Source organism: Saccharopolyspora sp. NPDC047091 (assembly GCF_040643635.1).
Lineage (GTDB): Bacteria > Actinomycetota > Actinomycetes > Mycobacteriales > Pseudonocardiaceae > Saccharopolyspora_C.
In genome coordinates, this window is record NZ_JBEYUS010000008.1 from 56969 (window position 1) to 77337 (window position 20369).

At 72.5% G+C, this 20369-nt stretch carries 15 protein-coding genes; 10 read left to right on the forward strand and 5 right to left on the reverse strand.

The annotated features are described in order from the left end of the window. The first annotated feature begins 141 nt into the window (after positions 1–141). Positions 142–873, forward strand: coding sequence for a TetR/AcrR family transcriptional regulator (locus ABZ805_RS06355; RefSeq protein ID WP_358435214.1), 732 nt, complete (start codon positions 142–144; stop codon positions 871–873). Positions 874–1015: 142 nt separating this feature from the next. Then, on the forward strand, positions 1016–1519 hold the full coding sequence (locus ABZ805_RS06360; protein WP_358435217.1) for a DUF4232 domain-containing protein: 504 nt from the start codon (positions 1016–1018) through the stop codon (positions 1517–1519). Between the two features lie 369 nt (positions 1520–1888). On the opposite strand, the gene ABZ805_RS06365 is transcribed toward ABZ805_RS06360, so the two are convergent. The 3 genes from ABZ805_RS06365 to leuS form a co-directional block, all read right to left on the reverse strand. Then, positions 1889–2359 carry a CAP domain-containing protein gene (locus ABZ805_RS06365; RefSeq protein ID WP_358435220.1) on the reverse strand — a complete coding sequence of 157 codons (471 nt, stop codon included), beginning with the start codon at positions 2357–2359 and terminating at the stop codon, positions 1889–1891. Between the two features lie 237 nt (positions 2360–2596). Continuing rightward, positions 2597–4561 carry an acyl-CoA dehydrogenase gene (locus tag ABZ805_RS06370; protein WP_358435223.1) on the reverse strand — a complete coding sequence of 655 codons (1965 nt, stop codon included), beginning with the start codon at positions 4559–4561 and terminating at the stop codon, positions 2597–2599. Between the two features lie 216 nt (positions 4562–4777). Next, the gene (gene leuS / locus ABZ805_RS06375; protein ID WP_358435226.1) at positions 4778–7693 is read right to left on the reverse strand and encodes a leucine--tRNA ligase; all 2916 of its coding nucleotides are present in this window, start codon (positions 7691–7693) and stop codon (positions 4778–4780) included. Positions 7694–7919: 226 nt separating this feature from the next. Between leuS and ABZ805_RS06380 the strand changes: the two genes are divergently transcribed. Next, positions 7920–8315, forward strand: coding sequence for an SdpI family protein (locus ABZ805_RS06380; RefSeq protein WP_358435229.1), 396 nt, complete (start codon positions 7920–7922; stop codon positions 8313–8315). 66 nt (positions 8316–8381) lie between these two features. On the opposite strand, the gene ABZ805_RS06385 is transcribed toward ABZ805_RS06380, so the two are convergent. Beyond that, the gene (locus ABZ805_RS06385; RefSeq protein WP_358435232.1) at positions 8382–8954 is read right to left on the reverse strand and encodes a YqgE/AlgH family protein; all 573 of its coding nucleotides are present in this window, start codon (positions 8952–8954) and stop codon (positions 8382–8384) included. Positions 8955–9245: 291 nt separating this feature from the next. Next, entirely contained in the window at positions 9246–10838 is a 1593-nt protein-coding gene (locus ABZ805_RS06390; protein ID WP_358435235.1) for a CCA tRNA nucleotidyltransferase, read from the reverse strand. A gap of 87 nt (positions 10839–10925) precedes the next feature. Between ABZ805_RS06390 and ABZ805_RS06395 the strand changes: the two genes are divergently transcribed. The 7 genes from ABZ805_RS06395 (at position 10926) to trxB (ending at position 20325) form a co-directional block, all read left to right on the forward strand. Continuing rightward, positions 10926–11480, forward strand: coding sequence for an NUDIX hydrolase (locus ABZ805_RS06395; protein WP_358435238.1), 555 nt, complete (start codon positions 10926–10928; stop codon positions 11478–11480). Then, positions 11477–13756 carry a DUF6049 family protein gene (locus ABZ805_RS06400; protein ID WP_358435241.1) on the forward strand — a complete coding sequence of 760 codons (2280 nt, stop codon included), beginning with the start codon at positions 11477–11479 and terminating at the stop codon, positions 13754–13756. Before ABZ805_RS06395 ends, ABZ805_RS06400 begins: the two co-directional genes overlap by 4 nt. Positions 13757–13828: 72 nt before the next feature. After that, positions 13829–15745, forward strand: coding sequence for a murein biosynthesis integral membrane protein MurJ (gene murJ / locus ABZ805_RS06405; protein WP_358435244.1), 1917 nt, complete (start codon positions 13829–13831; stop codon positions 15743–15745). Positions 15746–16025: 280 nt separating this feature from the next. Next, on the forward strand, positions 16026–17603 hold the full coding sequence (locus ABZ805_RS06410) for a protein kinase family protein (protein ID WP_358435247.1): 1578 nt from the start codon (positions 16026–16028) through the stop codon (positions 17601–17603). A 113-nt stretch (positions 17604–17716) separates the two neighbouring features. Further along, positions 17717–18325, forward strand: coding sequence for an RNA polymerase sigma factor SigM (gene sigM, locus ABZ805_RS06415; RefSeq protein WP_358435250.1), 609 nt, complete (start codon positions 17717–17719; stop codon positions 18323–18325). Further along, positions 18322–19200: a hypothetical protein gene (locus ABZ805_RS06420; protein ID WP_358435252.1), complete on the forward strand. Its 879-nt coding sequence runs from the start codon at positions 18322–18324 to the stop codon at positions 19198–19200. Before sigM ends, ABZ805_RS06420 begins: the two co-directional genes overlap by 4 nt. A 117-nt stretch (positions 19201–19317) precedes the next feature. Next, positions 19318–20325 carry a thioredoxin-disulfide reductase gene (gene trxB / locus ABZ805_RS06425; RefSeq protein ID WP_358435254.1) on the forward strand — a complete coding sequence of 336 codons (1008 nt, stop codon included), beginning with the start codon at positions 19318–19320 and terminating at the stop codon, positions 20323–20325. Positions 20326–20369: the final 44 nt, after the last annotated feature.

A 20369-nucleotide genomic window follows, 5' to 3' on the forward strand; every position in this document is an offset into this window, starting at 1 on the left:
CGCCACCGCCGCTCGGCTTATTCCTGATCACCGAAACGGGCGGTCCGCCGGTCCGGCCGGTACGACCCGTTACGGTGCCCGGGACATCCCCGATCCGCGCCGCAGCGCAGCACCGGCGGCAGCACTCGATGGAGCCACCGCATGACGAGCCAGGGCACTCGGCGCGAACGCATCCGTGCGGCCACCGATCGGGAGATCCGCGAACACGCGCGGGCCCTGCTCATCGCGCAGGGGCGGGACGCGGTGACGTTGCGCGCCATCGCCCGCGAGCTCGGCATCACGGCGCCCGCGCTGTACCGCTACTACGACTCGCGGGAAGACCTGCTGCGGCGGCTCGGCGACGACATCTGCACCGACCTGGTGGACGAGCTCAACGACCGGCTGGGGCAGGTCGATCCGGCCGATTTCCGCGGGAAGCTCAACGCGGTCTGCCGCGGGTTCCGCAGCTGGGCGCTGGCACACCCCAAGGAGTTCGCGCTCGTGTTCGCGACGCGGACCGACGAAACCGCGGAGCCCGGCGGCGGTGCGGCGGGGGTCGAGCGATCGGACGACCGGTTCGGCACGGCGTTCATGAGCGTCATCGGGCCGCTGATGGCCGAGGCGACGACGCTGGTGCGGCACGACGCCGCTCCGGCGGACCTGCAGGCCGAGCTCTCCGCTAGCCGGCAGGAGCTCGCGCACGCCTTCGCCGCGGACGTCCCCGAGAGCGCGTACGACACCGATGCGGTGTTCGTGCTGCTGCGCTGGTGGGTGCGGTTGTACGGGCACGTGGCGCTGGAGGTGTTCGGGCGGTTCCCGTTCGCGCTGGTCAACTCGGACCGGTTGTACGAGTCGCAGCTCGACGAGCTCGCCGCGGAGATCGGCATCGGGTGATCCGGCGGTCCAGGACGCTGCGCGGCACGATCCGGTTGCCCGCCGGTCCGGGATCTCACTTCTGCTCGGCCGGGGACATCCTCGGCCGTCGTGGCGCGTCTTGAGGGTCGAGGAAGGCACGACGACCACCAGGAGGCACCACGTGCTCAGCACTGCGAAGTTCCGCCGCATCGCCACCGCGACCGCGCTCAGCGCCCTGGTCGGCGGGGGTGCGCTGCTCACCGCGGGCGCGGCCGCCGCCGCGGACGCCCCCGAGTACCCCTGGTGCACGCCGGGGGACCTGACCGTCTCGGCGGCGGAGGGCCACGCGCCGGACGACGGGCGGCTGTTCGCGATCACCTTCGAGGCGAAGCCGGGGGTGTCCTGCGAGGTCGAGGGCGCGCCGTCGTCCCTGATCTTCTTCGACGGCGAGGCGCAGCAGCCCGTCGAGGTGGTCAGCCCCGAGCCGGGTTCCGCGGAGCGGTACACGATCGACGAGCAGCACCCCGGCGTCGCCTACGTGTCGGCCCCGCCGGAGTCCTCCGACCCGACCCCGGTCACGACGGCCCAGCTCAACCTGCCCCAGGGCGGCGGGATCAACGTCGACTGGCCGAGCGCGATCGACGGCCCCCTCCACCTCGGCAACATCGGCCCCGCGGTGAGCTGACGAAGCCCCGCGGGCGGCGGGTGCGCTCGCTCTTCCGGCGGCCACACCGCTGAGCAGCGACCACCGGGCCACCTGCGGGTTCTCGGCGGCGTTCCCGCGAGGACGGCGTCGCCGCCCGTGGCGGAGACGCGATCCCGCAGCGAGAACGCCGCCGAGGTTCCGCCGGACCGGGCTCGGAGCGAACCGGGGTCGGTCCGGCGGAACAAGAGGAGCGGGGCCGGGGAACCGGGAGAGGGGATCGGTTCCCCGGCCGCGCCGTGTGACACCCCTATTTCCCGGTCCCCACCGGGGTCTCGGCGATTCGGACCGATCGGGCCGCATTCTTCGGGGTGGTGCGGATTCCGGTCCGAATCGGACAGGATCGTCGGCTCAGTAGCCGAAGTCCTGGGTCCAGGCCCAGCCGCCGGTGTCGACGCCGACGCCGATGGTCTTGAGCGAGCAGTTCAGGATGTTCCGCTTGTGGCCCGCGGAGTTCATCCAGGAATCCATGACCTGGTCGGCGCTGCGCTGTCCTTGCGCGATGTTCTCGGCGCCGGGGGACGGGTGACCCGCCTTCTTGATCCGCTGGTCGAAGGTGACGCCGTCCGGCGTGGTGTGCGAGAAGTAGCCGCGGGCGGTCATGTCGGAGCTGTGGGCGTTGGCGGCCTCGGTGAGCCGCTGGTCTTCGGTGACCGGCCCGCAACCGGCGCTCGCCCGCTGGTCGTTCACCAGCTGGACGACGCGCTGCTGCTCTCCGGTGTCGGCGGCGAACGCGTGTGCCGGAACCGCGAGCCCGGCCCCGAGCGCCACCGCCGCGAGGCCCGACGCGATTACGGAACGTTGCGAATTGGTCCATGCCATGGGGCCGAAAGCTACCCAAGGCGAGTGAGATAGTTCCGTTATATGTGCGCCAGAGCACAGATCAAGACACTATCCGTGCTCAAATTTCTGTCGATCTTTTAACCCACATGGGCGTAGGTCAATTCCTCTGATTCACCACGCGGCAGTGTCGGATCCACGAAGACCCGGAAATTGAGGGGCCCGCGCGACGGCGGCCCGCCCGACCGCGAGGTCGAGCGGGCCGCCGGTTCCGGAAGATCAGCCGAGGGTGCGGTCGTGCGCGCGCTGCGCGTCCTGCCGCGCGTCCTCCGCTCCCGTCGCGATCGGCGCGGTCAGCCACTGGCGGGGCAGCCCGAACGCCTCCACCAGCTCGACCGCGTGCGGCCGCAGGCCCTGGCAGAGCCCGTTCACCGCCTCGGTCACCGCCTTCGCGCGCCGCGGCGTGATCCGCTCGTGCTCCAGGAACCAGGCGCGGTCCTCCTCGATCGTGCTGAGCACGTAGAGGTCGCACACCCGCTCCAGCAGCCGCGCCGTCGAGGCGTCGCCGCACCGCTCGATGCCCTCGACGAACGCCTCCAGCACGACCCGGTCGATGTGCACCCGCGCGGCCCGCAGCACGTGGTCCTGCGCGTTGTTGAACACCGCGAACGGGTCGGCGTCCTTGCCCGCGGCGCGGCGCAGCCTGCGGGCGAGCCCGTCGAGCACGTGCCGCTCCCGCTCGTCGAACAGCTTCAGCTGCCAGCCGCGGTCGAACACCGCGTCCTCGTCGTCCCGCTGCGCCGCGTCGATCAGGCGCTGCACCAGCGACTTCGCCGCGGTGCGCTCGATGACGGTGCCGACGAACTGGTCGGCGACGAAGCGGGCCATGCCGACGGTGCCGAGCTCGTCGAACTGGTCCTTGTAGTCGGTGAGCAGCCCCTTCGCGACCAGCTGCAGCAGCACCGTGTTGTCGCCCTCGAAGGTGGTGAACACGTCGGTGTCCGCCTTGAGCTGCGGCAGCTGGTTCTCCGCCAGGTAGCCGGCGCCGCCGCAGGCCTCGCGCGCGGTCTGGATGGTGTGCGTCGCGTGCCAGGTGGTCACCGCCTTGAGCCCGGCCGCGCGGGATTCCAGCTCGCGCTGCGCGCGCTCGTCGCCGGAGGTCGAGACGTCGTGCAGCGTCTGCACCAGCTGCTCCTGCGCGAAGTGCAGCGCGTAGGACTTCGCCAGCGCGGGCAGCAGCTTGCGCTGGTGCGCGAGGTAGTCGAGCACCACGGTCTCCTCCGAGGTGCCCGGCCGGTCGAACTGCCTGCGCGCGGTGGCGTAGCGCAGCGCGATCTCCAGCGCGAGCTTCGCGGCGCTGCCCGCGGTCCCCGCCACCGAGATCCGGCCGCGGATGAGGGTGCCGAGCATGGTGAAGAACCGCTTGCCGGTGCTCTCGATCGGGCTGCGGTAGGTGCCGTCGGCGGCCACGTCGCCGTAGCGGTTGAGCAGCGACTCGCGCGGGACCCGCACCTGGTCGAAGGTGATCCGCCCGTTGTCGACGCCGTTGAGCCCGGCCTTGCGGCCGCAGTCGGACAGGTGCACGCCCGGCATCGGCGCACCCTGCTCGTCCCGGATCGGTACCAGCAGCGCGTGCACGCCGTGCTGCTCGCCACCGGTGATGAGCTGGGCGAACACCACCGCCATCCGCCCGTCGCGGGCGGCGTTGCCGATGTACTCCTTGCGCGCCGACTCGTGCGGGGTGTGCACGACGAATTCCTCGGTCGCCGGGTCGTAGGTGGCGGTGGTGCGCAGGTGCTGCACGTCCGAGCCGTGGCCGGTCTCGGTCATGGCGAAGCAGCCCGGCAGGTCCAGGTTCATGATCGAGGGCAGGTAGCGCTCGTGGTGGCGCTCGGTGCCGAGCGCCTGGACCGCACCGCCGAACAGGCCCCACTGCACGCCGGACTTGACCATGAGCGACAGGTTCCCGGCGAGCATCTCCAGCGAGACGACGGAGCCGCCGACGTCGCCCGCACCGCCCTGGGCGACGGGGAATCCGATCTCGGGGATGCCGCTCTTGACCAGCAGGTGCAGCTGTTCGAGGGTCTGCGCGCGGTGCGCCTCGGTGTCGAGGTGGTCGCCGGGCGGGAGTTCGGTGCCCTCCAGGGCTTCGCGCACCTTGGCGCGGACTCCCGCCCAGCGCCCGTCGAGCAGCGTCGCCAGTTCGGTCGCGTCGAACCGGTCGGGGGTCTTCGGGATGTCCATGCCAGCCTCCACAGGTCTGGTGCCGTCGGCGCCGAGCTTAGTTACTCGTCAGTAACTCGACCATGTGACCTCGCTCGCCACCACGCCCGTGACGCGGGCCGCGGTTCCCGATCCTGCCGAGGAGCCGCCGCGCACCACCGCGCCGACACGCCGGGCGGACGCGAAACGGCCCGCCCACCCGGGAACGGGGGAGCGGGCCGCTCGTGCGGAACGGGATCAGGCCACGACGTTGACCAGCCGGCCCGGCACCACGATCACCTTGCGCGGCTCCTTGCCGTCCAGCGCCGCGACCACCTTCTCGTCGGCCATCGCCGCCGCGCGCACCTCGTCCTGGCCCGCCGACGCGGGCACCACGATGCGGGAGCGGACCTTGCCGTTGATCTGGATCGGGTACTCGGCGGTGTCCTCCACCAGGTACCGCTCGTCGGCCACCGGGAACGGACCGTGCGCCAGGCTCTCGCCGTGGCCCAGCCGCTGCCACAGCTCCTCCGCCAGGTGCGGCGTCAGCGGCGCGGCCATCAGCACCAGCGGCTCCACCACCGCGCGCGGCGTGCCCGCCGCACCCGAGTACGCCTTGGTGACCCGGTTGTTCAGCTCGATCAGCTTCGCCACCGCGGTGTTGAACCGCAGCGCGTCGAAGTCCTCCCGGACGCCCTCGATCGTCTTGTGCAGGGCGCGCAGCACCTCGTCGTCCGGCTGCTCCTCGGTGACGCGCAGCTCGCCGGTCGTCTCGTCCACGACGTTGCGCCACAACCGCTGCAGGAACCGGTGCGAGCCGACGACGTCCTTCGTCGCCCACGGCCGCGAGGTGTCCAGCGGGCCCATCGCCATCTCGTACAGCCGCAGCGTGTCGGCGCCGTAGGCGTCCGCCATCTCGTCCGGGGAGACGGAGTTCTTCAGGCTCTTGCCCATCTTCCCGTACTCGCGGCGCACCTCCTCGCCGTCGAAGAAGAACTTCCCGTCCCGCTCCTCGACCTGCTCGGCGGGCACGTACACGCCGCGCGCGTCGGTGTAGGCGAACGCCTGGATGTAGCCCTGGTTGTACAGCCGCCGGTACGGCTCCTCCGAGCTCACGAAGCCCAGGTCGAACAGCACCTTGTGCCAGAACCGGGAGTACAGCAGGTGCAGCACCGCGTGCTCCACGCCGCCGACGTACAGGTCCAGCCCGCCCGGGTCGGTCGCGCCGTGGCTCGCCGGGCGCGGACCCATCCAGTACCGCTCGTTGGCGGGGTCGACGAACTCGGAGTCGTTCACCGGGTCGACGTAGCGCAGCTGGTACCAGCAGGAACCGGCCCACTGCGGCATCACGTTGGTGTCGCGGCGGTACTGCTTGAGGCCATCGCCCAGGTCCAGCTCCACCTCGGCCCACTCGGTGGCCTTCGCCAGCGGCGGCTCGGGGCTGCTGTCGGCGTCCTGCGGGTCGAAGGTGCGCGGCGAGTAGTCCGCGACCTCGGGCAGCACCACCGGCAGCGAGCTCTCCGGCACGCCCAGCGGCTCGCCGTCCTCGCCGTAGACGATGGGGAACGGCTCGCCCCAGTAGCGCTGCCGGGCGAACAGCCAGTCCCGCAGCTTGTACTGCACGGTGCCGGTGCCGTGGCCGCGCTCGGCCAGCCAGTCGACGACGGTGCGCTTGGCCTCGTCCAGGTCCAGCCCGTCCAGGTCCAGCCCGGCCGCCGGGTTCGCGGAGTTGATCCGCGGCCCGTCACCGGTGAACGCACCGTCGACGTGGTCCGCGGTGGGCTGCACGGTGCGCACCACCGGCAGCTCGAAGGCCTGCGCGAAGTCCCAGTCGCGGGTGTCCTCGCCGGGCACCGCCATGATCGCGCCGGTGCCGTAGCCCATCAGCACGTAGTCCGCGATGAACACCGGGATGCGGCTGCCGTTGACCGGGTTGGTGGCCCACGCCCCGGTGAACACGCCGGTCTTGTCCTTGTTCTCCTGGCGGTCCAGGTCGGACTTCGTCGACGCGGTGCGGCGGTAGTCGGCGACGGCCTGCGCCGGGGTGGGGGCACCGCCGGTCCAGCCGTCGCGGGTGCCCTCCGGCCACTCGGCGGCGGTGAGCTCGTCGACCAGCGGGTGTTCCGGGGCCAGCACCAGGTAGGTGACGCCGAACAGGGTGTCCGGGCGGGTGGTGAACACCTCGACGCGCTCGGCGGAACCGTCCAGCGCGAAGGTGACGTTGGCACCCTGCGAGCGGCCGATCCAGTTCCGCTGCATGCTCTTGACCTTGTCCGGCCAGTCCAGCCGGTCCAGGTCGTCCACCAGGCGGTCGGAGTAGGCGGTGATCCGCATCATCCACTGCTTGAGGTTGCGGCGGAACACCGGGAAGTTGCCGCGCTCGGTCAGGCCGTCGGCCGTGACCTCCTCGTTCGCCACCACGGTGCCCAGGCCGGGCGCCCAGTTCACCGGCGCCTCGGACAGGTAGGCCAGCCGGTAGGAGTCGACCAGCTCGCGCCGCTCGGTGCGGTCCAGCTCGGCCCAGGGACGCCCGTCCGGGGTGCTGCGCACGCCGTCGGCGAACTCCTGCTCCAGCTCGGAGATCCGCCGCGCCCGGCCCTTGCCGCCGTCCGCGTCCGGGTCGTACCAGGCGTGGAACACCTGCAGGAAGATCCACTGGGTCCACTTGTAGAACTCGATGTCGGTGGTGGCGATGCGGCGGCGCTCGTCGTGGCCCAGGCCCAGCCGGCGGATCTGGCGCAGGTAGCGCTCGATGTTCTGCTCGGTCGTGGTGCGCGGGTGCGTGCCGGTCTGCACCGCGTACTGCTCGGCGGGCAGGCCGAACGAGTCGAAGCCCATCGTGTGCAGCACGTTGCGGCCCAGCATCCGGTGGAAGCGGGCGTAGACGTCGGTGCCGATGAAGCCCAGCGGGTGCCCGACGTGCAGCCCCGAACCGGAGGGGTACGGGAACATGTCCTGGATGAACAGCTTGTTCGCCGCGTCCAGTTCGGCACCGGTGCTCAGCGGCCCGGCCGGGTTCGGCGCGTGGAAGGTGCCGAGCTCCTCCCAGCGCTGCTGCCAGCGCTGCTCGACCTGCGCCGCCGTCTCCGCGGTGTAGCGGAACCGGGGCGTCTCCTCACCCCCGCCCGACGTGCTCGTCGGCTCGCTCGTCGCACCTGCTGCCTGGCCGCTCATCAACCGCGTTTCCTTCCCTGCTCACCGCGCGGATCGCACACCCCCAGTGTGCCGCCCGCCCTCGACCGCTTTTCCGCAGGCCCGCCCGGAAGGCGCGCGGCGGGTCGCCGGTGGCCGGAAGATCCGGGCAGCGCCGCCGATCGGAACCCCGGTCCGCCGTGTGATCCAGCGAACCCCACCGGGTAGCGCGCGGATGCCGGGACCGGGCCGGTCGTACCCTGTCCAGGTGATTGCTGTGCAGATGGTCTTGTGCGCGCTGCTCGTCGTACTCGGCGCCGCGCTGGTGTTCATCGGGTGGCGCGGACTGCGGAGCCAGCTGCCGCCGAACCGCTACGTGGGGGTCCGCACCCCGGCGACGCTGCGCAGCGAAGAGGCCTTCGAACTCGGCAACCGGGTCGCGGCGCCCGCGATGCTCGCCGGTGGCGCCGTGGCGGTCCTGGCCGGTGTGTCCGAGCCGCTGCTGAGCACGGTGACCAGCGCGGTCGTCGTCGCGGTGCTCGGCATCGCGGGCGCGTTCGCGCTGATGGTCGTCGGCGGCGTGCTGGGCAACCGCGCGGCCGAGGCGATCCCGGCCCCGGTGGCCGCGGGCTGCGGCGGCTGCCCCGGCGGCTGCTGCGGCTGACCCCGCCGACCTCGACGTTCGGAACGCCCGCGGAACTCGGTCCGCGGGCGTTCGTCGTGTCCGGGGCTAGTTGAGCTTCACGTCGCCGGGATGGGTGGCGAGGAAGGCGAGCGGGGTGCTCTGCCGGCGCAGCACCCGGCCCCACAGGTCCGCGCCCGGCGCCACGATCACGTCGTCGGGCAGCGCGGGCACCACGAGCCAGTCGCCGCGCTCGATCTCCCCGGCGAGCTGCTTGGCGTCCCACCCGGCGTAGCCGGCGAAGAAGCGCAGTCCGCGGGCGCGCGGCACCAGGTCCTCCGGATCGCCGTCGAGGTCGACGAGCCCGACCGGCCCGCGCACCCCGACCATGCCGCTGATCCGCCGGACGTCCTCACCGGCGCGCAGCGCGGCGAGGCAGATCGCGGTGCGCTGCTCCACCGGACCGCCCACGTACAGCGAGGGCGGTTCGCTGGCGTGCGGCGCCCACTGCGGCAGCACGTCGCTGACCGCGACCTCGCTGGGCCGGTTGAGGATGACGCCGAGGGTGCCTTCGCTCCGGTGGTGGATGATGTAGACCACCGTCCGGCGGAAGTTCACGTCGAGCAGCTGCGGAGCAGCCACCAGCAGCGTCCCCGGCTCCACCTCCGCGTCTGATTCCACTCCCGCATGATCGCAGAGCGGAGCCCCTCGCGGCGTGACCGTGCCGCGAACGCGGCCGAAATCCGGCCGCTGGGACCGCCGGAGCACCCCTGCTGGTTGCGACCACCGAATCATCCCTGGTCAGTAATCTCGTCCGAGTATTAATAGAACGTTCTGACCAGGGGCGATGCGAGCGGTCCTCGCCGAATGTCGAGGCGACCGCGCTCGACGGCTGCCGCGGCGGGCGATCGGCGGAGTCGCGAACCCCACTCCGCGCCAACCTCCCGCGCGCACCGCCGCGCAGCCCGCGGATCAGGCCTCGCCGGAGACCTCGATGCCCTGTTCGGCGGCCCAGCGGTACAGCTCGGCGACGGCGTCCTCGTGCTCCATCGGGCCGCGGTCCAGCCGGGTGTCCTTCAGGTGCTTCCACGCCCGGCCCACCAGCGGGCCGGGCGGCAGCCCCAGCAGCCGCATGATCTCGTTGCCGTCCAGGTCCGGGCGCACCCGCGCCAGGTCCTCCTCGGCCGCGATCCGGTCGATGCGCTCCTCGAGGTCGTCGTAGGAGCGCTGCAGCGCGTTCGCCTTCCGCTTGTTCCGCGTCGTGCAGTCGGCCCGCACCAGCTTGTGCAGCCGGGAGAGCAGCGGACCCGCGTCCGTCACGTACCGGCGCACCGCCGAATCCGTCCACTGCCCGTCGCCGTAGCCGTGGAAGCGCAGGTGCAGGTACACCAGCTCGCAGACCTGGCCGATGATCTCCTTCGAGTAGCGCAGCGCCCGCAGCCGCTTGCGCGCCATCTTGGCGCCGACCACCTCGTGGTGGTGGAAGCTGACCCCGCCGCCCGGCTCGAACCGCCGGGTGCCCGGCTTGCCGATGTCGTGCAGCAGCGCCGCCAGCCGCAGCACCAGGTCCGGCTCGCCGTCCGGGTCGGCCGCCTGCTCCAGGTCGATGGCCTGCTCCAGCACGACCAGCGAGTGCTCGTAGACGTCCTTGTGCTGGTGGTGCTCGTCGATCTCCAACCGCATCGCCGCGACCTCGGGCAGCACGTGCTCCGCCAGCCCGGTGTCCACCAGCAGCTCCACGCCCTTGCGCGGGAACCGGCCGCACAGCAGCTTCGACAGCTCGGCCTGGATCCGCTCCGGGGTGATGCGGGCCAGCTCGTCGGCCATCTCGCGCATCGCGGCCAGCACCCGCTCCGCCGGTTCGAAGCCGAGCTGGGCGGCGAACCGGGCGGCGCGCAGCATCCGCAGCGGGTCGTCGGCGAACGACTCCTGCGGGGTGGCGGGCGTGTCCAGCCTGCCGCGGGCCAGGTCGTCGATGCCGCCGTGCAGGTCCACGAACTCGCGGGCGCCGAGCTCGACGGCCATCGCGTTCACCGTGAAGTCGCGGCGCAGCAGGTCGCCCTCGATGGTGTCGCCGAACGCCACCTCCGGGTTGCGGGTGACGCGGTCGTAGCTGTCGGCGCGGAACGTGGTGATCTCCACCGTGGTGCCGCGCTTGTAGGCGCCGAGGGTGCCGAACTCGATGCCGGTGTCCCAGACGGTCTCCGCCCACCCGTCGAGCAGCTCGCGCACCTGCTCCGGGCGGGCCGCGGTGGTGAAGTCCAGGTCGGTGCCCAGCCTGCCCAGCAGGGCGTCCCGGACGCTGCCGCCCACGAGGTACAGCCGGTGGCCCGCGGCGGCGAACCGCTCGGCGAGCTCCGCGGCGACCGGGGCGACCTCGATCAGCTCCGCGACGGCGGTGCGCGGTGTCGTCGCGAGCGCGGTGCGCTGGTTCGTCCCGGCCGCGGTGCGCCGGGTCGCCTCGGGCGCGGTGCGCTGGGGCGTCTCGTCCGCTCCGCGCGGGGCCTCGCGCTCGCTGGCGCGCAGGTCGGTCTCGTCCGGGGCGTCACGCGTCGAAGGGGCCACGGGGAGAGGATATCGGCTGCTCAGCGAGCGATCTCCGGGGCCGCTTCGACCACCGGTGCGATCGCTGATCGCATTACCATCGGCCGCATGCCTCCGTCGCCCGGCCGCTCCGGCGGCGCACAGCCGGGGCGCCGGAACCGCCGCCGGCGCCGACGGCTGCGGACCGTGGACGAAACCTCCGCCGGAGGGCTGGTGGTCGCCGAGCCCGAACGGCTCGCTGCGATCATCGGGAGGGCCGACCGCAGGGGGCGACTGCTGTGGTCGTTGCCGAAGGGCCACATCGAGCCTGGTGAGACGCCGGAGCAGACCGCGGTGCGCGAGGTCGCGGAAGAGACGGGGATCATCGGACGGGTGACGGTGGCGATCGGCACGATCGACTACTGGTTCGTCGCCGGTGACCGGCGCGTGCACAAGACGGTGCACCACTTCCTGCTGGACGCGGTCGGCGGAGAACTTTCCGACGAGGACGTGGAGGTCACCGAGGTGGCTTGGGTGCCGCTAGGTGAACTGGACGAGGTGCTGGCCTACGCCGACGAACGGCGTCTGGTGCGGCACGCGCTCGCGCTGCTCGGAGATCCCCAGCCGGGCGCGGACGAGCAGGGGAGCACGACTCCCCGGAACACGGGAACGGAGCCGGGGTGAGGTGTCTGCTAGCCGCCGTGGTCGCGGTCCTGCTGATCAGCGGGATTCCGATCGTCGCGGCCCGCACGGCGAGCGCGCAGGGGTCCAATGCGGCCCAGCTCGAAGTGACCAAAGTCACTCCATCGGTGGTGTCGGGCACGACCGGTGAAGTGAGCATCAGCGGCCGGATCACCAACCGGTCCGGCAGCACGATCAACGGCATCGAGGCCCGCGTGCAGCGCGGCTACCCGACCCAGTCGGAGCCCGCCGTGCAGGACGCGCTGCGCGGCAACGCCGCCACGGTCAACGAGACCAGCTTCCGGCCGCTGATCGACACCCTCGCTCCGGGGCAGGAGGCCCCGTTCGAGCTGAAGGTGCCGCTCACCGGACCGGACTCGCTGCAGATCGCCGAATCCGGTTCGTTCCCGCTGCTGGTCAACGTGAACGGGCAGCCCGACGGCGGCGGTCGCGCGCGCATCGGCGAGTCGCGCTTCCTGCTGCCGGTGCTCGCCCCGCCCGGCGCCCCGCCCGCGAAACCGGCGCAGCCGGCGCCGATCACGATGCTGCTGCCGATCGTCGACTACCCGCGGATGCGGCAGGAGGGCACACCGGACCAGCGCTCGGTGCTCGCCGACGACTCGCTCGCCGCCTCGCTCACCCCCGGCGGCAGGCTCTACGACCTGGTGCAGGGCGTGGTGGACGGCGCGGGCGCCGGATCGCCGCTGGGCAACGGGCTGTGCTTCGCCGTCGACCCCGATCTGCTGGCCACCGTGCAGGCCATGACCCGCGGCTACCAGGTGCGCAGCGCCGACGGCGGGACGCAGGAGGGGACCGGGGCGGCTTCGGCGCAGCTGTGGCTGAACAAGCTGCGCGAGGCGACCTCCGGGCGGTGCGTGCTCGCGCTGCCCTACGCCGACTCCGACCTGCTCGCGCTGGAGCACGCCGGGCTGCCCGACCTGATCAAGGGATCGCTGGACGGCGCCGGCCTGGTGAAGCAGGTGCTGACCACCGAACCGCGGCGCAGCGTGCTGTGGCCCATCGAAGGCGCGGTGGACGAGCCGTTCACCCGCAGGCTCACCGACCTCGGCATCGACACGGTGCTGGTCGACCCGGCCTCGGTGTCCACCGGCTCGCCCGCCCCGTCCCGGCTGTTCGAGGACGGGCCGACGGCGATGCCGATCGACCCGCTGCTGTCCGAGGCGCTGGACCCGAACTTCGGCGGCCCGCGCGAGACGACGGCGATGTCGCCGGAGGGCGGCGGCACCGCCAGCGTGCAGAACGCGCTCGGCGCGCTCGCCTTCCGCGCCACCCTCGGCACCCAGGACGGCGCGACCTCGGTGCTGGCGCCGCCGCGGCGCTGGAACCTCAGCGGGGACGACGTGCGGTCGCTGCTCGACGGGCTGCGCGGACTCACCGAAGCCGGGTACGTGCGGCCCGCGGGCCTGCCCGAGCGCGACGGCGAGGCGGAGCAGAGCACCTCGGAGCTCCCGGTGTCGCAGCCGTCGTACCCGGCGGAGAACGCCGCCGAGGAGATCCCGCAGCCGGTGCTGGACCAGCTCGCCGAGCAGAACTACAAGGTCGGCGACCTCTACCGCTCCAGCGAGAAGGACCCGGCGACCGACCTGGACCGGGCGGCGCTCACCACGCCGCTGCGCAACGGGCTGCTGCGCGGCGCCTCCAGCGCTTGGCGCGACGACCCGGGCGCGGCCCGGCACTGGGTGCGGGTCGCCACCGACACCCTCGACGGGGTGCTCTCGCAGGTCCGGCTCGACGAGTTCGCCGGCAAGATCACGCTCACCGCGTCGAACGCGCCGATCCCGATGACCGTCACCAACGACTTGCCGGTGACCGTCTCGGTGCGGCTGCGCATCCCCGCGACGGCCGGGCTGGAGACCCGCGACCTCGGCGTCATCCGGGTGCCCGCGCAGGGGCGGCGGCACTTCCGGCTGGAGACCGAGGTGCACCGGGCGGGCCAGTTCACCGTCGACGTGGCGGTCACGACCGAGGCCGGGACGAAGCTGGGCACCGCGAAGCGCATCCAGCTGCAGTCCTACACCTACGACCCGTTCACCGTCGGGCTCACCGCGATCGCCAGCGCGCTGCTGGTGGTCCTGTCCGGGCGGCGCATCCTGCGCAGGTTGCGGGCGCGCCGGGCCCGGCTGGCCGCGGCCGCGGGAACCGCGGGTCCGGCGGAGCGCTCCGACGGCGGGTCCGCCCCCGGCGGGGGCGAGGCGCCCGCCGCCGAGTCCACCGCGGTCTCCGGCAGCACCACCGAAAGTGACCGCAGTCCGAGCTGACATCCTGGTCCGGCCACCCGCGGGAGTGACACCCCGCGAGCCGGCACAGGCGGTGAGTGAAGGGCACAGGCAGTGAACCGAGACAGCGACGCGGAAGCACGGCGGCACCCGGCGGGACCGGGCGGTCCCGGCGCGGGCGGGCCCACGCCTCCCGCCGACGATCGGACGCGGCAGATCCCGCGCGTCGAACCGGGTGGGCCGCCGGTCTCGCGGCAGCAGGTCGCGCAGCCGGTGCCCGCCGGGACCGGGCCGCACCGCGCCCCGCAGCCCGGCTGGCACGCCGCCGAGACGCAGCCCATCCCGGCGGTGCTGCCCGAGCCCGGCCTCGACCAGGCCGCCGAGCAGGCGGCGGAGCAGACCCGCGTGCTGCGCCCCACCGGCGGTGGCGGCGGTGGCGGCGGGAAGTCGCTGCTGCGCGCCAGCGGTTCGATGGCGATCGCCACCCTCATCAGCAGGATCACCGGCTTCGGCTGGAAGATCCTGCTCGCGCTGATCATCGGCTTCGGTGTCGAGAACGACTCCTTCACCGTCGCGAACAACCTCCCGAACAGCGTGTTCGAGCTGCTGATCGGCGGGGTGCTGACCAGCGTCATCGTCCCCGTCCTGGTGCGCGCGCAGAAGTCGGACTCCGACGGCGGCGAGTCCTACATCCAGCGGTTGCTGACGTTGTCGGCGGTGATGCTGCTGGTCGGCACCGCGCTCGCCGTCGTCGCGGCGCCGGTGCTGGTGTGGCTGTACGTCCGGGACGGCGGCAACGCCAATCCCGAGCTGGCCACCGCGTTCGCCTACCTGCTGCTGCCGCAGATCCTGTTCTACGGGATCAGCGCGCTGATGAGCGCGATCCTGCAGGCCAAGCAGATCTTCAGCCCGCCGGCCTGGGCTCCCGTCGTCAACAACCTCGTGGTGATCGGCACGATCTGCGTCTACTACGCGCTGCCCGGCGAGCTCACCATCAACCCGGTCCGGATGACGGACGCGCACCTGATGACGCTGGGCATCGGCGTGACCCTCGGCGTCGTCGCGCAGGCGTTCATCCAGGTACCGGCGCTGCGCCGCACCGGATTCCGGTTCCGCTGGCGGTGGGGCTGGGATCCGCGGCTCAACGAGTTCGGCGGCCTCGCGCTGTGGATGCTGGCCTACGTCGGCGTCAGCCAGATCGGCCTGATGGTGATGAGCGGCGTCGGCACCAGGGCCGTCGTGTGGTCGATGTACAACTACGTGTGGATGCTGCTGCAGCTCCCGTACGGCGTCATCGGGTTCTCCGTGATGACCGCGATCCTGCCGCGGATGAGCGGGGCCGCCGCCGACCACGACTACCCGAAGGTCGTCTCCGACCTGTCCCTGGGCAACCGGCTGTCCACGGTCACGCTGCTCCCGATCAGCGGGGTCATGAGCGCCATCGGGCTCCCGCTGGCGCTGGCGCTGTTCTCGGTCGGCAAGAGCAGCGGCGATGCCGGGCAGATCGGCATCGCGCTGGCCGTGTCCGCGTTCGGCGTGCTGCCCTACGCGATCACGATGATGCAGATGCGGGTGTTCTACGCGCTGAAGGACGCCCGGACGCCGACGCTGATCATGGTCGTGATGACCGTCGTCAAGGTCGGGCTGGCGCTGCTGTGCGGCCTGATCGAGGACCCCGAGATGGTCCTGTACGCCTTGGTGTTCATCAACTCGTTCAGCTTCGTGGTCGGCTGGGTGGTCGGCGAGGTCTGGTTGCGCCACCGGCTCGGGCGGCTCGAAGGTCGCGTCTTCCTGACCACGCTCGGCAAGACGCTGCTGGCTTCGGTCCTCGGCGGCCTCGCGACCTGGGGCGTCGTGCTCGGCGTGGACGCCCTGATCCCCGGCGAGGCCGGGTCGGGAACGGGCTGGCTGCAGCTGCTCGCGGGCACGATCGTCGGCTTCGCGATCACCTTCGGCCTGATGGCGCTGCTCCGGGTCCGGGAGCTGGAGCCCGCGATCGGCAAGCTCAACGCGATGCTGGGCCGCCGCTGATCCCGGCGGCGCCGATCCCCGGGCGGTTCCGGACCTCGAACCGCCCGGTGGGGAGGCGGCCGCCGACCCGGCTCGACCGAGGCCGACCAGGGAGCACGCGGCCCTCGCACCGGCGGTGTTGCTCCGGGTGCGGGAACTGCGGCCTGCGATCGGGCGGCTCACCGCTCTGCTGCGTCGTCGTTGACATTGGCGTCACGTACCCTCGGAGCGGAAGTCTTCTCCCGTGGGGAGGGGGTGTTCAGTGCCCCCCGGCTGGAGCGGGAGGAGCGGGAGAGGGAAGGTGAGCAGCAAACCGACCAGGCAAGCGATGCCGGAACGTGACGCGGGCGATTCGACGGCGGACGACGCCGAACAGCTGACCCCCGGGGCGGTACTCGACCACGGCCGATACCGCCTGCTGGAGAAGGTCGGCGCGGATCCCCGGTGCGACGCGCAGCTGTGGCGGGCCAAGGACGGTGTGCTCGGACGCGACGTCGCGCTGACCATCCTGACCGGGGACCGCTCCCACTCGGACGCGGCGTCGAGCGCGCGGCGCACGCTGGAACGCGCGATGCACGCCAGCACCTTCAACCACGTCGGCGTCGCGCGGGTGCTCGACGTCGTCACGCCCGCACCGGGCGACCCGCAGGGGGTGCTCGGCGTCGTCATCGCCGAGTGGACCCACGGGACCGACCTGATCGAACTCGTCTCCGAGGGACCGCTGTCGCCGGGTACCGCGGCGCGGGTGCTGCAGCCGCTGGCCGCGGCGGTCGAGGCCGCCCACCACGCCGGGCTGGTGCTCGGCGCGGACCACCCGCAGCGGATCCGGGTGACGCCGGAGGGCGAAGTCCGGATGGCCTTCCCCGGACCGCTGTCCACCGCGAGCTCCAGCGACGACGTGCGCGGTCTCGGTGCCGTGCTGTACCTGCTGCTGACCGGGCGCTGGGCGCTGGACGCGGCCCCCGACGGGCTGCCGACCGCGCCGACCGGGCCGGACGGCACCATCGTCGCGCCGCGCACGCTGCGCCCCACCGTGCCGCTGGAGCTGTCCACGGTCGCGCTGCGCGCCCTCGGCAGCCCCGACACGCACGGCACCACCGGCGGCGTCCGCACCGGGGCCGCCGTGCTCCGGGTGCTCGAACAGCACGCCACCTTCGAGGAGGACAACTCCACCGCGGTCATGCAGTCCGCCCCGGCGGGCGGCGGCGCGCGGGAGAGCAACGAGGTCTGGAGCACCCAGGACCCCAAGCCGGACGAGGTGAAGCGCAAGAAGCTGGCGATCAGCGTCGGCGCGCTCGCCGTGGCCACCCTGCTCGTCGTCGGCTGGATCGTCGCGAACCTGATCGGCCTGGTCGCGGGCAACCAGGAGGCCGAAGGCCCGTCCGTGACCCTGGAGGACGGCAACCAGCAGCCCGCGCCCACGCCGGAGCAGTCCGTCCCGGTCAAGGTCACCGGCGGCTCCCCGTTCGTGGTGGAGCAGACGCCGGACAGCCCCGGCAAGCTCGGCAACCTGTACGACGGCGACCCGGCGACCTCCTGGGCCACCGACTCCTACAACGACCAGCTCGGCGGCGGGTTCAAGACGGGCACGGGCGCCGTGCTCACCTTCGCGTCGCCGACGACGCTGCGCGAAGTGGTCATCGACTCGCCCAGCGCGGGGACCGTGGTGGAGATCCGCGCGGCGGACGGCACCAGCCCCGACCTGAACTCCAGCAAGGTGATCGGCCAGCAGACGTTGTCCGCGGGGCAGACCACCATCCCGATCGAAGCGGCGCAGCCCACCCAGCACGTGATCGTGTGGCTGACCCAGCTCGCCCCGTCCGGGGGCAAGTTCCAGAGCCGGATCAACGAGATCACCCTCTCCGGCTCGGCCGCCTGACCTGGCGCGCTGCTCGGCCCGCGCGGGATCGCCACGATCCCGGTCCCGCGCGGGAGCGCACCGCCGCGGCGCGGTGCTCGTGGGCGGTATCACGATCAGTAGAGTGCTGAACCGTGTCTGCCCCCGAGAGAACGGACGCCGAGCTCCTCGCGGCGCACGTCAACGGCGATCGTGACGCGTTCGCCGCGCTCTTCCGCAAGCACCGGGACCGGTTGTGGGCGGTCGCGCTGCGGACGATGCGCGATCACGAGGAGGCCTCCGACGCGCTGCAGGACGCGATGATCTCCGCTTTCCGCAACGCCGGATCGTTCCGGGCCGAATCGCAGGTCACCACCTGGTTGCACCGGATCGTGGTGAACGCCTGCCTGGACCGCATCCGGCGCCGCCAAGCGAGACCGACGGTGCCGTTACCCGACACCGGACCGGCCGAGCCGGCCGTTCCGCGCGACGCGATCGAGGAGCAGGACACCCGGATGGCCGTGCAGGAAGCGCTGGCCGCCCTCCCGGAGGAGCAGCGCGCCCCGATCGTCCTCGTCGACGTCGAGGGCTACTCGGTGACCGACACGGCGGCCGCGCTCGGCATCGCCGAGGGCACCGTGAAGAGCCGCTGCGCCCGCGGGCGGGTGAAGCTGGCGAAACTTCTGGGGCACCTGCGGAACCCGAGTGCGGATGCGAACGTCCCAGATGACGCCAACGCCAAGCGTCGACGGGAGGGACGATGAGCGGCGAAGAACGGCGCCCCGACACGCCGCAAGGCCCGCCGTGGTCGCTGGATCTGGTGGCGGACCTGCACGCGGGTGCGCTGGATCCGGAGACGGCCGAGCAGCTGCTGCCGCGCCTCCGGGAAGATCCGGAGGCGAGCGCGCTGCTCGCCGCGCTGGACGCGACCGCCTCCGACCTCCGCGGTCTCGAAGACCTCAAGGAACCGGCGCCGGAGGTCCCGTCGCCCGCGATGCCCGCGGACGTCGCGGCCAGGCTCGACGACGCGCTGCGCGCCGAACTCGACGCATGGCCGGCGGACACCGCACCGGCACCCGAGGCAGCCGGATTCGCGGCATCCTGGTCCGGGAACGCCCGGCCCGAACCGGCCACGCCGGAACCGGCCCCCGTGCTCGACCTCGCGGCCGCCCGCGCCCGCAGGCGCAAGCGCGTCGGCTGGACGACGGGCCTGATCACCGCCGCCGCGGCCGTCACCGGGATCGTCGTGCTGGGCACGTCCACCCTGGGCGGTGGTTCCCCGGACGGCGGCACCCCGCAGGCCGGTCGGCCGGAGGGCACGCCCGCCGCGGACGGCCCGCCACCGCTGGCGCTGCGCGGCGGCGACACGCTGCCCGCGAGCCAGCTCGGCCCTGCGCTCTCCTCCGAGCAGTACGGGGAGCTCACCGATCCGGCGCGCCTGCTCGGCTGCCTGCAGGCCAACGGCGTCACCAGCGGGAATCCGCTCGGCGCCCGGGACGTCACCATCGACGGCAAGCCGGCGCGGGCGCTGGTGCTGCCCGGCGGCGGCATCGGGAAGTTCCGCATCCTCATCGTCGGCCAGGAGTGCGGGCCGAACCAGGCCGCGACGATCTCGGACAGCACCCTCGGCGGACGCTGAGGAGTCGCGCTCGTCACGGCCGACGGCGCCGGGAACACAGGCGCTTAGGATCGCGTTGACCCGGATACGCTCGCGCGTCCTGCGCGGCGGGCGGCACGCGACAACGAAAGGGGCGCGGTGAGCGACGACGTCCGCAACCTCATCATCGTGGGCTCCGGCCCTGCGGGCTACACCGCCGCGGTGTACGCCGCGCGGGCCGAGCTGGAGCCACTGGTCTTCGAGGGCACGCAGTTCGGTGGCGCGCTGATGACGACCACCGAAGTGGAGAACTACCCGGGTTTCCGGGACGGCATCATGGGCCCCGAGCTCATGGAGCAGATGCGGGAGCAGGCGAAGCGGTTCGGAGGTGAGCTGCGCGCCGAGGACGTCGAGCACATCGACCTCGCAGGCGAGGTGAAGAAGGTCACCGCCAACGGCGTCGAGTACCGCGCCAAGGCGATCGTCCTGGCGATGGGCGCCGCCGCCCGCTACCTGGGCATCCCCGGCGAGGAGAAGCTCCTCGGCCGCGGCGTGTCCTCCTGCGCCACCTGCGACGGCTTCTTCTTCCGCGAGCAGCACATCGCCGTGATCGGCGGCGGCGACTCGGCGATGGAGGAGGCCACGTTCCTCACCAAGTTCGCCGACTCGGTGACGATCATCCACCGCCGCGACGAGTTCCGCGCCTCCAAGATCATGCTGGAGCGGGCCAAGGCCAACGAGAAGATCCGCTGGCGCACGAACGCCGCGGTGACCGAGGTGCTGGGCGACAGCTCCGTCACCGGTCTGAAGCTGCTGGACACGAGCACCGGCGAGGAATCTCAGCTGGACGTGACCGGCATGTTCGTCGCCATCGGCCACGACCCGCGCAGCGAACTCGTGCGCGACCAGGTCGAGGTGGACGACGAGGGCTACGTCGCCGTGCAGCAGCCCACGACCCGCACCGGCATCCCCGGCGTGTTCGCCGCGGGCGACCTCGTCGACCACACCTACCGGCAGGCCATCACCGCCGCGGGCTCCGGCTGCTCGGCGGCGATGGACGCGGAGCGGTGGCTCGCCGAGAACGAGATGAGCGAGGCCGCGCACGTCGCGCCCGAGCACGAGGGCGGCGGCTACGCGCCGGCCGCCGAGACCGCGGCAGCGCGCTGAGCCAACGCGCCACCGACAGCTGATTTCCACCGAGGGAGATGAAC